13 protein-coding genes are annotated in these 11673 nt (G+C 38.4%); 8 read left to right on the plus strand and 5 right to left on the minus strand.

The annotated features are described in order from the left end of the window. Nucleotides 1-40: 40 nt before the first annotated feature. The 6 genes from rpmA to Epro_RS06900 all read left to right on the plus strand — a co-directional run bounded on the left by rpmA (nucleotide 41) and on the right by Epro_RS06900 (nucleotide 5743). Nucleotides 41-292, plus strand: a complete 252-nt coding sequence (rpmA, locus tag Epro_RS06875; RefSeq protein ID WP_052571501.1) for a 50S ribosomal protein L27 — start codon at nucleotides 41-43, stop codon at nucleotides 290-292. A gap of 92 nt (nucleotides 293-384) precedes the next feature. Then, nucleotides 385-1647, plus strand: coding sequence for a GTPase ObgE (gene obgE, locus Epro_RS06880; protein ID WP_052571503.1), 1263 nt, complete (start codon nucleotides 385-387; stop codon nucleotides 1645-1647). A 12-nt stretch (nucleotides 1648-1659) separates the two neighbouring features. After that, the gene (ychF, locus tag Epro_RS06885) at nucleotides 1660-2751 is read left to right on the plus strand and encodes a redox-regulated ATPase YchF (RefSeq protein ID WP_052571505.1); all 1092 of its coding nucleotides are present in this window, start codon (nucleotides 1660-1662) and stop codon (nucleotides 2749-2751) included. A 392-nt stretch (nucleotides 2752-3143) separates the two neighbouring features. After that, nucleotides 3144-3635, plus strand: coding sequence for a GNAT family N-acetyltransferase (locus Epro_RS06890; RefSeq protein WP_158409034.1), 492 nt, complete (start codon nucleotides 3144-3146; stop codon nucleotides 3633-3635). Further along, the gene (locus Epro_RS06895; protein ID WP_052571507.1) at nucleotides 3636-4565 is read left to right on the plus strand and encodes a TerC family protein; all 930 of its coding nucleotides are present in this window, start codon (nucleotides 3636-3638) and stop codon (nucleotides 4563-4565) included. A 338-nt stretch (nucleotides 4566-4903) separates the two neighbouring features. Further along, nucleotides 4904-5743, plus strand: a complete 840-nt coding sequence (locus Epro_RS06900) for a transposase (RefSeq protein ID WP_158409036.1) — start codon at nucleotides 4904-4906, stop codon at nucleotides 5741-5743. A gap of 269 nt (nucleotides 5744-6012) precedes the next feature. Here Epro_RS06900 and Epro_RS06905 read toward each other — a convergent pair whose 3' ends face one another. From Epro_RS06905 to Epro_RS06925, 5 genes are all read right to left on the minus strand, one after another. Next, nucleotides 6013-6615 (minus strand): hypothetical protein, encoded by a 603-nt coding sequence (locus tag Epro_RS06905; protein WP_052570519.1) that lies wholly within the window; start codon nucleotides 6613-6615, stop codon nucleotides 6013-6015. Between the two features lie 84 nt (nucleotides 6616-6699). Continuing rightward, nucleotides 6700-7071: a hypothetical protein gene (locus tag Epro_RS06910; protein ID WP_052571512.1), complete on the minus strand. Its 372-nt coding sequence runs from the start codon at nucleotides 7069-7071 to the stop codon at nucleotides 6700-6702. An 8-nt stretch (nucleotides 7072-7079) separates the two neighbouring features. Continuing rightward, the gene (locus tag Epro_RS06915; protein ID WP_052571514.1) at nucleotides 7080-7508 is read right to left on the minus strand and encodes a zf-HC2 domain-containing protein; all 429 of its coding nucleotides are present in this window, start codon (nucleotides 7506-7508) and stop codon (nucleotides 7080-7082) included. Nucleotide 7509: 1 nt separating this feature from the next. Further along, entirely contained in the window at nucleotides 7510-8082 is a 573-nt protein-coding gene (locus Epro_RS06920) for an RNA polymerase sigma factor (RefSeq protein WP_052571516.1), read from the minus strand. A 41-nt stretch (nucleotides 8083-8123) separates the two neighbouring features. Beyond that, nucleotides 8124-8876, minus strand: a complete 753-nt coding sequence (locus tag Epro_RS06925) for a TrmH family RNA methyltransferase (RefSeq protein ID WP_052571518.1) — start codon at nucleotides 8874-8876, stop codon at nucleotides 8124-8126. 113 nt (nucleotides 8877-8989) lie between these two features. On the opposite strand from Epro_RS06925, the gene Epro_RS06930 reads away from it, so the two are divergent. Together Epro_RS06930 and pgi are read left to right on the plus strand one after the other, a co-directional pair. Beyond that, the gene (locus Epro_RS06930; RefSeq protein WP_052571520.1) at nucleotides 8990-9556 is read left to right on the plus strand and encodes an outer membrane beta-barrel protein; all 567 of its coding nucleotides are present in this window, start codon (nucleotides 8990-8992) and stop codon (nucleotides 9554-9556) included. A gap of 73 nt (nucleotides 9557-9629) precedes the next feature. Beyond that, nucleotides 9630-11273: a glucose-6-phosphate isomerase gene (gene pgi, locus Epro_RS06935; RefSeq protein ID WP_052571522.1), complete on the plus strand. Its 1644-nt coding sequence runs from the start codon at nucleotides 9630-9632 to the stop codon at nucleotides 11271-11273. Nucleotides 11274-11673: the final 400 nt, after the last annotated feature.

Consider the following 11673-nt stretch of genomic DNA (forward strand, 5'->3'; position numbering starts at 1 on the left):
ATTTTCGGCAGGCAAGCTTAAAATCAGGAGATTTAGTAAAATGGCACATACAAAAGCACAAGGCTCATCTACCAACGGTCGCGATTCGCACGGTCAACGACTCGGCGTTAAAATATACGGGGATCAAAAAGCTCAGGCAGGCGCAATTATCGTCCGCCAGAGAGGCACTAAATATCACCCCGGAATCAACGTAGGCATGGGTAAAGACAATACAATTTTTGCGAAAATCGCGGGAACCGTAAAATTTACCAAAAAAGCCGGCGACAAAACTTACGTAAACATAGAAGCATAAAATAAAACAACATTATCAAAAAACAAGGTCAAAGGTTAAATATCCTGACCTTGTTTTTTGTTTGCAAGAAATGTTATTATGAGAACAAATAAATGTTTATAGATAAAGCAACTATTCATCTTACTGCAGGTCGCGGCGGCGACGGCAATATTTCTTTCAGAAGAGAAAAATATGTTCCTCTCGGCGGTCCTTCCGGCGGCAACGGCGGAAAGGGCGGGGATATATATTTTGAGGGCGATCCGCACAAAACCACTCTTTTAGACCTTTCTTACAGACCGAAATTTAAAGCCGAAGACGGTCAAAAAGGCGGCACCAGCGACAAATACGGAAGATACGGCGAGGATCTTATAATAAAAGTCCCCACGGGAACTCTTGTATTTAAAAACGGCGAACTTTTTGCCGACATAAAAATTGCCGGCGAGAGAGTTTTAATGGCAAAAGGCGGGCGCGGCGGCAGAGGCAACGCTTCGTTTAAAACGCAAAAATATACCGCTCCGCGCATTGGCGAAAAAGGCGAGCCCGGCGAAACCGCCGACATTCAGCTTGAACTTCGTTTAATTGCAGACGTTGGTTTTGTAGGTTTGCCCAATGCGGGCAAATCAACTCTTCTTGCAAAAATATCAGCCGCAAAACCAAAAATTGCGGACTATCCGTTTACAACTCTTGCGCCTAATTTAGGCGTTGTAGATTTTAAAGGGCGTCATTTTGTGGCTGCCGATATTCCCGGAATTATTGAGGGCGCGCACGAAGGCAAAGGTCTTGGTTTTGAGTTTTTAAGGCACATTCGCCGCACAAAAGTTTTAATACATTTAATAGATGTCGGCGGGTTTGACGGAAGCGACCCTTACGCAAACTATAAAGTTATAAATAACGAATTGAAAAAATATTCAAAATATCTCTCTAAAAAACATATTATTATTGCGTTTAATAAAATAGATTTGCCTGATGCTCAAAAGCATATTAAAAAAATAGCTAAACATTTAAAAACAAAAAAGTTTTTTAAAATTTCCGCCGCAACCGGCGAGGGTTTAGATAAACTTCTGTCGGAAGTTTTGAAAATGTTAGACAAACCGTTGAAATTTAATCCTGAAGAAGAAATAGAAACAATACCCGTAAAAAAATATATTTACGAACCGGAATTTAAAGTTGAGAAAGACGAAGACGGCGTTTTTGTAGTTACCGGCAAAAAAGTTGAAACTCTTACCGCAATGACAACATTCGGCGAAGACGATTCTTTAAGGCGCTACCAAAATATCTTGAAAAAAATGGGTCTTGACGCCGAATTGGAAAACCAAGGCGTAAAACCCGGCGACACAATAAGAATAGGCGGCTTTGAATTTTCCTACGAAAAGTAACAGCGAGGCAATATGAAACTTGGCATAGTGGGTCTTCCTAACGTTGGTAAATCAACATTATTTAATGCAATAACAAAAGCGGGCGCGGAATGCGCTAATTATCCTTTTTGCACTATAGACCCAAACGTGGGCGTGGTTGCGGTTCCGGATAAAAGATTGGACTTTTTGGAAAAACTTTACAATTCAAAAAAGAAAGTTTACGCTACGGTAGATTTTGTGGATATCGCGGGTCTTGTTAAAGGCGCGTCGCAGGGCGAGGGGCTGGGCAATCAGTTCTTATCGCACATCAGAGAAACTCAGGCTATTGTTCACGTGGTGCGCTGTTATGAAAACAAAGATATTACGCACGTTATGGGCGGCATTGACCCTTTAAGAGACATTGAAATTATAGACACGGAACTGACTCTTGCGGATTTAGACTCAATGACAAAAATATACGAGCGTCTTGCAAAAAATTCGCGCATGAACGATAAAAAAGTTTTAGCGCAAATTGATTTTGCGAAAAAAGTTAAAGAACATCTTGAAGCCGGAAAACCGGCAAGGACGCTTGAATTAAACGACGATGAAAAAAATATGTTAAAAGATTTCTTTTTAATTACGGCAAAGCCTGTGCTCTACGCTTGTAATGTCGGCGAAAACGATTTGCCGTCTTTGCAAAACGAATACGTTAAAATTGTCGTGCAGAAAGCCTTGGCTGACGGCGCGCAAGCGGTGGCTATATGCGCAAAAATTGAAGCCGAACTTTCCGAACTTGCAGATTCTGACCGGGACGCGTTTTTAAAAGATTTAGGTTTAACCGAAGCCGGTCTTAACCGTTTAATTAAAGCCGGCTTTACGCTGCTGGGGCTTGAAACTTTTTTAACTGCAGGGGAAGACGAAGTGCGCGCGTGGACAATAAAGCGGGGCTTTTTAGCGCCGCAAGCCGCCGGCGTAATTCACACGGATTTTGAAAGAGGTTTTATACGCGCCGAAGTTATGAATTACGACGATTTATTCAAACTCGGCAGCGAAAAAGCCGTCAAGGAAGCCGGTCTTCTAAAAAGCGAAGGCAAAGAATACGTTGTTAAAGACGGCGATATAATAGAGTTTCGCTTTAATGTGTGATAGGTAAAGCGGAGGGTGAGATGGTAGGAAGGTAAGTAACGGCGAGTTGTTAAAGTAGAAAGTAGGAAGGAGTAAGGAGCAAGTGTTGTTAATTCCCCTTTTGAAAAAGGGGGTGAGTGTGCGACGAATAAGGAGCACGAGCCACGAACGGGCGCTTGTAAGTAAGATGTTAATCCAAAAACGAGCCTGCCCCGTAAGGTTGTAATACGGGGTGAGCGCACCGGAGCCCGATAGCGCGGGGTATTTGTCTTTGACGTTGATTCGTAAATTAAAATAAGCCATCGGTCGCTTGTAAGTAGGATGTTAACCTTAAAACGAACCTGCACCAAACTATGGATTGCCGCGCCAAGGCTTCGCTTTTCATTGCAATGACAAGCCAAAGGTGTTTAAGCGTGAAAATCATAAAAGTAAAAACCGAAAATTTAATTAATATTGTATCTTCTCTTGCTAATGAAATTTGGAACGAGCATTACAGCGGCATAGTTCCTAAACCTCAAATAGATTATATGCTTGAACGCTTTCAGTCTGCGTCTGCAATTTCAAAACAAATATCGTCGCAAAATTACTTGTATTATCTTTTGCAGGCTGACGGCGGTTATCAAGGCTATTTCGCAATACTTCCAAAAACAGGCGAACTTTTTTTAAGTAAAATTTACATAAAAGTTCAAAGCAGAAAAAAAGGATACGGCAAAGAATCGGTGACTTTTATTAAAGAAACGGCAAAAAAATTAAATCTAAAACAAATAACGCTTACGGTAAATAAAAATAATTTATCATCTATAGAAGCATATAAAAAAATAGGTTTTATAATAGCGGATTCAATAAAATCAGATATCGGCAGCGGCTTTTACATGGACGATTATCTTATGAGTTTGGGAGTTTAAATGGACGCAAGTTTATTTATGTGGATTGTTTTCTGGGTTGTTGTCGCCGTTGCTTTGTTTGTAGATTTGGTAATTTTGCAGCGTCATCAGGGCAACGTAGGTTTTAAAGAAGCCGTTAAAATGGTATGTCTTTGGATAGGGCTTGCTCTGTCTTTCGGCGTTTTTATATATTTTGCTTCCGGGGATTTGGGCTCTGTAAAAGCTTTGGAATATATTACGGGCTACGTTGTTGAATATTCTCTTTCAATAGACAATATGTTTGTGTTTTTGATGATATTTGCATATTTTGCAATACCTAAACAACATCAGCCGAAAGTTTTAATTTACGGAATTATAGGCGCAATAGTTTTAAGATTTTTATTTGTTTTTATAGGAATACAGCTTATAAATGCGTTTGCGTGGATAATTTATGTTTTCGGCGCCGTGCTTATTGTTACGGCGGTAAAAATGTTTTTTCAAAAAGACGAGCAGGTAAATCCTGAAAAAAATATAGCTTATAGAATATTAAAAAAATTCTTTTCTTTTACAACGGATATAAAAACAAGTAAATTTTTTATCAAGGAAAAAGGCGTTCTTTACGCTACGCCTATGCTTGCGGCGGTCGGCGTTATTGAGGTAAGCGATATAATTTTTGCTGTGGATTCAATACCTGCGGTTCTTTCAATTTCCAGAGACACTTTTATAGTTTATACGTCAAATATTTTTGCAATTGTAGGGTTAAGGTCTTTATATTTTCTTCTGTCAAACTTGGCGGAAAAATTTAAATATTTGCAATACGGCGTTGCTGTGATACTGTTTTTTGTAGGTTTAAAAATGATTATTCAACATCACATTCCCGTGCCTACGCACGTCTCGCTGGCAATAATAATACTCATCCTCGGCGTTTCCATAATAACATCCATAGTCCACGATAAAAAGAAAGCTAAATAGCTTATAACCGCTTAATTACGAATTACGAAGCAACGTCAACAACAAATACCCCGCCCTATCGGGCCCCCCTTTTGCAAGGGTTAATGTTCAAAAAGTGTGGTTAAAAGAGGTATTTTTCTAACCAGATTACGACGACAAAAAGAAATATTGATACAATGATTATCAAAAGGGTTTAATAAACGTGTTAAAAACGCTGTAAGTATTGTAAAAGCAATGCCGTAAGAATTCATGGAAAAACAAAGCAAAACAAAACAAGATTTAAGTGTCTTAAATGCTTAAGAACATTTATTTGGAAGAACCGTAGCAACAAACTCAAGAAACAGAAAGTTTGGTTTAAATTGTGGATTACACAAGGCTACACTGTAAAACAATTATCAAAATTGTCAGAGCATTCGCAATCTACAATTAGAAGGACACTTAAATACTGGCTTTCAAAAGAGCCTAATCTTTGTGATGAAAAAGAGCTGTCAAAAATCACACATGTTCTTTATGATGCAACATATTTTCACAGAGGCAATTGCTTTTTGGTTTTGGCTGATAACAAAACAAAAAAGATATTTTTCTGCGAATTTGTTAGAAGCGAAAACTATCAGCAAGCAAGAAACTATTTTGATAGATTAAAAGCATTTGGATTAAGACCAAAAGTTTTAATTTCCGACGCGAATCAAACAATATTGAAAGTCTTTCAAGATGTTTGGGCTAATGCCATAATGCAAAGATGTTTGATCCATGCCAGTTTCCAAACAATCAGGTTTTTGCATAAAAACTCTAAGACAAAAGCGGCGCAAGACTTAAAAAGCATTGCCATTGCCTGCTCAAGAATTAAAAGCCAAAAGAATAAAGAAGAATTTGAAAATGCTTACACAAACTGGCGTTTGAAATATGAACCTTTTATAAAATCTTTGCCAAATGAAAGCTATGAATACAAAGAAATAAACAAAGCAAATACTTTTTTAAAAGACTCGTTAAAAGATATTTTCTATTTTTTAAAAGATCGTCAAATAGCAAGCAATACGAATTATTTAGAAAATCTATTTAAGACATTAAAAGAAAATATACGCCGTCATAATGGGCTTACTAAAAAACATAAAATCGCTTTTGTTAAATGGTTTTTTTCTTTAAAAACCCCAAAAAAACCACACTTTTTGAACATTAACCCTTTGCAAAAGGGGAATTAACGACACGGAAGGCAGAGGGTGAGAAGATAGGAGGGTAAGATGGCAAGTAAAGACTCAAAAAGACATTGCTTACCCTCTTGCCCTCCTATCTTCTTTCTTTCACGTGCATAATTTGTATAAAATTTGTTAGCACCCCTTTCAAAAGGGGAATTAACGATTCTTCTGTTCGTTACCTTTTACCTATTCTTTGTTACTTATCGTTACTTACCATCCAAAAAAAAGCGCAGAGCCAATTTGGCTCTGCGCTTTTTTTGTAATGCTGTTATAATTTATTCGTAAATAATGTCGTCAATGTAGATTACAAATCCGTTCGGATTGTCGTCTTTGCTTGCTGCAAAGCAAAATCCGCCGATTATGTGCGTCAAATCTTTGCCTTTCAAGTCTATCGTGAATTTCTGCCATTCTTTTGTCAACACTACTGGCCCTATTGACTGTGAATCTGAATCAGGAAATTCTCCCGTGATTCCTCCTACTTTAAACTCTGCTATCTTTTCTCCGCCCTGCTCGCCTCTTGCCCAGAATGTCAATTTTGTTGCTCCGGTTAAATTGTAGCCGCCTTTCTTTTCTCCCCAATTGTTTGCTGGCTGCTGCCAATATATTCCCGACCATCCTGCTCCTTGCGCCATTTTTGCTGTATAGGTTATTTTAAAGGCCGTATTTCCGCTTCTCGGTTTGTCTGTTGACGCCTGTGATATTTTCAAATCGCCGTAATCGCCCATCCATCCGGAAGGCGCAAAGTGATTTGCTTTTGACGCGTTTTCTACGTACACTGCAAACGGTTTGAACGCCGGCGCTTTTGCCTGCCCGAACGCTGCTGCCGCTCCCGTTGCTACAAAAGCTGCTGCCATTACTAATGTCATTGCTTTTTTCATTTTTCTTCTCCTTTGCTTTTATTTTGAGATGCCTTTATTTGCCTTTTGCATCGTCAATATTAAGACTGTATGTTTTTGAAAATGTTACATTGCTTCGGCTGCTCTTGCCGCTTCATTATGTTCTAAAAGTCTTAAGTAAATTACCTTCTGGTCGTCGTCAAGAATGGTTTTAATGTTTTCTCTAAGCATGTGAAGCTGAATTTTAATTTTGGGGTCAACCTGCTTCATTATGTGGTCTATCTGGTTTTTGTTATCGTCAAGTATGTTAAACAAAAGAACTTTCTGAACGTCGCTTAAATGAAGCTCTTCGGTAAGCGGCTGAAGTTTTTCAAATTTATGTTGAAAATTATACTCCGTTCGGCTGCTTAATATTCCCTTAAAAACGTATCCGCATCCGAAGCCTATTACAAAAAGCAAAATGCAAGACAGAACGGCTTTTGTTTTTACAGATAGCATAATTCCGCCTAATTTATAAATGTGTTTGTAATTTTATTGTATGAGCCGGCGTTTTCTAATACGTAATAATCCATGTGCGCTATGTTGTCAATATTCCGATTAATTTTTGGAGTTGAAAAAAAGTTGAAAGCCGAAATAACCGCAAACAGAAGCGCCGCGGAAAGAATAGACGTTTTTGCGGCAAGCAACAACCCGTGGGAAAAACTGTGCGCGTTATTTGCGGACGCTATTTTTAACAAAACTTTACTTTCAAAATTTTTGCCGGCTTTAACTTTTTCCAAAACGCCCAAAGATGTTTTAGCGCTTAAAAGTTTTAAATAAACGTCGGAACATTGCGCGCATTTTTTCAAATGATTTTTTATCTTCAAACTTTCTTCTTTAGAAAGTTTGCCGTCAAGATAAAGGTTTAAATTTCGGATAAAATTTTTGTAGCTCATTTTATTTTGCCTTTTTGTCTAAAATAGTTTTTAACTTTCTTCTCGCTCTAAATAACCACACTTTAACTTTTGCGTCTGAAATTTTCATAATCTTTGCTATATCTTCGTAAGAGATATCTTCAATATCGCGCAGGGTAAGTATCATTCTGTACTTGTCCGAAAGCTTAAGCAGCGCCGAGCGTATTAGTTTTTGCGTTTCCGATGAAATAAACTTTTGTTCAATGTCTGCGTTAGGGTCTGCCAACGTGTCTTTTAACAGAATATTTTCTTGTCCCGAAATTTCGCTTTCAAGCGATACCGTGTTTTTCTTTCTTTCTTTCTTTAGGCCGTTAAAGCATTCGTTTATTGTTATTCTGTACAGCCACGTGGAAAACGCGGCTTTTTCTTGAAAGGAAGATAAGTTTAGATAAACTTTTACAAAAACGTTTTGCGCTATGTCGTCGCTTGCGGCATAATTTGCCGTGTAAGAAAACGCAATGTTAAACACTTTGTCTTTATATTTTGTTATTAAAGATTCAAAAGCGGCAATTTGTCCTTCTTTAGCAAGCCGGACAAGCTGTGTATCGTTAAGCATTGTAAAGTTCTCGCTAATTAGACGTTTTTTAATGAAAAATGTTACGGTTTTTTAGAAGCTTCATACATAATTATTGCTGCTGCCGCGGCGGCGTTTAAAGATTCCGCTTTTCCGGGCATTTCTATTTTTATCAGAACGTCCGCGGTTTTTTGAATTTGCGCGCTTATTCCGTTTGATTCATTGCCTACTATAAACGCAAACTTCTTGGTAAAAATTGCGCCGTCTAACGATTTTTTCGCTTTCGGCGAAGTTGCCGCTATTAAAACTTTTTCTTGTTTTAGCAATTTTATTATATCGTTTAAGTTCGCATTGTCAATTACGGGAATGTGAAAAATAGAGCCCATTGACGAGCGGATGGTTTTGTCGGAGTAAACGTCCGCGCTTTCTTTTGAAATAAAAACCGCTTTTGCGCCGAACGCGTGCGCGGAGCGGATAATGGTTCCCAAATTTCCGGGGTCTGAAATATTTTCCAAAATAACAAAAAAACCGTTTTGCTTTATTATTTTTGCGGCGTCAAACTCTTTTTTTTCAACTGCAGCCGCTATGCCCTGCGGCGTTTTTGTGAAAGCGAGTTTACTAAAAAGTCGGTCGGAAACGGTTACAACTTTTCCTTCGGGAACGTTGCCGTTATAACTTTCAGAAACTATAATATATTTAATGTTTCGGTCTTTGGGGATTTCTAAAACCTGTTTCTGCCCTTCTACAAGAAACAGTCCGCTTGCATCGCGGTTTTTTTTGTCTCTTAAGGCAAAGAGTTCTTTAAAAAGGTTATTGTGCTGGCTTTCTATAAACATTTTCACAATTAATCTATCAAATGTTGCCGTAAAAAACAAGATAATTGTCTTTTAAATATTAAAAATATATAATTATTTGAAAGATGCAATATGTTATGTCCTACGGAGGAAAAATGAAAAGAATTTTGTCGGCAGTATTAGTTTTGGCGTTTGCGGTTTCGTGCGGCTGGTCGTTAAGCATTGTCCCTAAAATAGGGTTTGACGTGCCCGCGTCGGTGCGCGGCGATAACGGTTTTGCGGCTTACGACGTTTACGGCGGCGGCAACATAGGCATTGAAGCGCGCGTCGGCATATCAAAATATTTTATGTGGAGCGCTGGTTTTGAGTATGACTTTTCAAGACATTTAATTGATACCGGCAAAAGCTGGAACGAATCCGACTTTTCTTTCTCTCCGTTATACGTGGCTTTATTTTGGGCTCCGCTTAGCCAATGGGGCGACGTTAAGCCTTATTTAAAAGTTTTTGTGGGCTATAATGTTTTAGCGTCCGTTGCGTCCGAAGTTGCGGAAAGCGCCGAAGGAAGCGTAAACTGGGGCGGAGGTTTAGGCTTTGAATATAAATCTCTTGTTTTTGAATTTACCGGCTCAAGCTCAAACGGAAAATTTAAAACAGCGTCAACAACGCAGGAAATAGAATATAGAAAAATAACTTTAAGCGCCGGATATAAATTTCAAATATAAAATATAATTTAAACGTTCAGGGTTATGCTTTTGCAATTTTAAAAGCATAGCCCTGACTATTTTAGGAGCAAAAATGGCAAAGTTTGATTTGGTAAAAACAACGCAATGGAAAAATTTGGAAAATCACCGCGCGGAAAATAAAAACGCGCACTTAAGAGATTTGTTTACGGAAAAAAACAGATTCGCGCGTTTTTCTATAAGAAATAACGACTTGGGAATAACTTTTGATTATTCAAAAAATATTATTAACGACGAAACCTTTCAGCTTTTAACGGATTTTGCGCGCTCTGCCAAAGTGAACGAATACGCGCAAAAGATGTTTAGCGGCGAAAAAATAAACTGGACTGAAAAAAGAGCGGTTTTGCATATAGCTTTAAGAAACCGTTCAAACTCGCCTATTTACGTTGACGGAAAAGACGTAATGCCGGAAATTAACGCGGTTTTGGATAAAATGAAAGTTTTTAGCGAAAACTTGCGCGGCGGCAAATGGCTTGGCGCTACCGGTAAAAAAATTACGGACGTAGTAAACATCGGCATAGGCGGTTCCGACTTGGGTCCTAAAATGGTTTGCGAGGCTTTAAAATATTACGGCGACGGTCCTGCGGTTTGCTTTGTTTCAAATATAGACGGCGCGGATATTTACGAAACGCTTAAAAAATTAAATCCCGAAACAACTTTATTTATAGTGGCTTCAAAAACTTTTACAACTTTAGAAACAATAACAAACGCGCTTACCGCAAGAGATTGGCTTGTTAAAAAACTCGGCGACAAGGCTGTTGCAAAACATTTTGTTGCTCTTTCAACCAACGCAAAAAAAGTTAAAGAGTTCGGCATAGACGAAAATAATATGTTTGCGTTTTGGGATTTTGTCGGCGGAAGATACTCTTTGTGGTCTGCAATAGGTTTGCCTATAGCGTGCTTTGTGGGTTTTGATAAATTTGTAGAATTGCTTGAAGGCGCGCATTACATAGACCAACATTTTTTAAATACTCCTTACGAAAAAAATATTCCCGTAATTATGGCGTTGCTTGGTTTTTGGTATAACAATTTCTTTGGCGCGTCAAGCCATGCGGTGCTTCCTTACAGCCAGTATCTTCACAGATTTACGGCGTATTTGCAGCAGGGAGATATGGAATCTAACGGCAAAACAATAAACTTTGAAGGCGACAGAGTAGATTACGAAACAGGCCCTGTAATTTGGGGCGAACCCGGCACAAACGGGCAGCATTCTTTTTATCAGCTTATACATCAGGGAACAAAATTTATTCCCTGCGACTTCATAGGTTTTGTAAACCCGCCCGAAAGAGTAGGCGACCATCACGAAAAACTTATGGCAAATTATTTTGCCCAAACGGAAGCGCTTGCTTTCGGTTTAACAAAAGAGCAGGTTATTGAAAATTTAACAAAAGCAGGGCTTAGTCAGGAAGATATCAACGCGCTTGCGCCGCATAAAGTGTTTGAGGGCAACAGACCTACAAACAGCATTTTAATAGACGAGCTTACGCCGAAAACTCTTGGCGCGTTAATAGCCGTTTACGAGCACAAAATATTTACGCAGGGCATTTTGTGGAGAGTAAACAGTTTTGACCAGTGGGGCGTAGAACTAGGCAAAGTTTTAGCAAACGTAATTTTGCCGGAACTTCAAGGCAAAGCAAATAACAGCCACGATAACTCAACAAAAAATTTAATTAAGATTTTTAACGAAAAGAAAAAATAAAGATAGAAATAAAAAAAGCCGACCGAATAAAACCGGTTCGGCTTTTTTTATTTCTCGGTCAGGAGCACAATTCAGGTTAGGGCAGGGTGTTGACCCAAACCGGGTCAACACCTCCGTCCCCCTGATCTGAATTTTCAATGCTTAAAAGTATTTTCTTTTACATTAAATTTATTTTTTTGTATAATCATTCTATGTGATAGTGAGTTAATCTTTTTGTGAAGAAGCGCTTGAGAAAAAAATGAAAAACACAACACAACACAACACAACACAACAATACTCCCTTAAATACTGCTATAAATTTTTCATATACAACAATAGAAAGCTAGTTGCATTTTTAATGCAACCGGCTTTTTTCATTTATAAAACAAAAAGTAAAAATACAATTTGAAAGAGGAAAAAA

This window comes from Endomicrobium proavitum (assembly GCF_001027545.1).
Taxonomy (GTDB): Bacteria; Elusimicrobiota; Endomicrobiia; order Endomicrobiales; family Endomicrobiaceae; genus Endomicrobium; species Endomicrobium proavitum.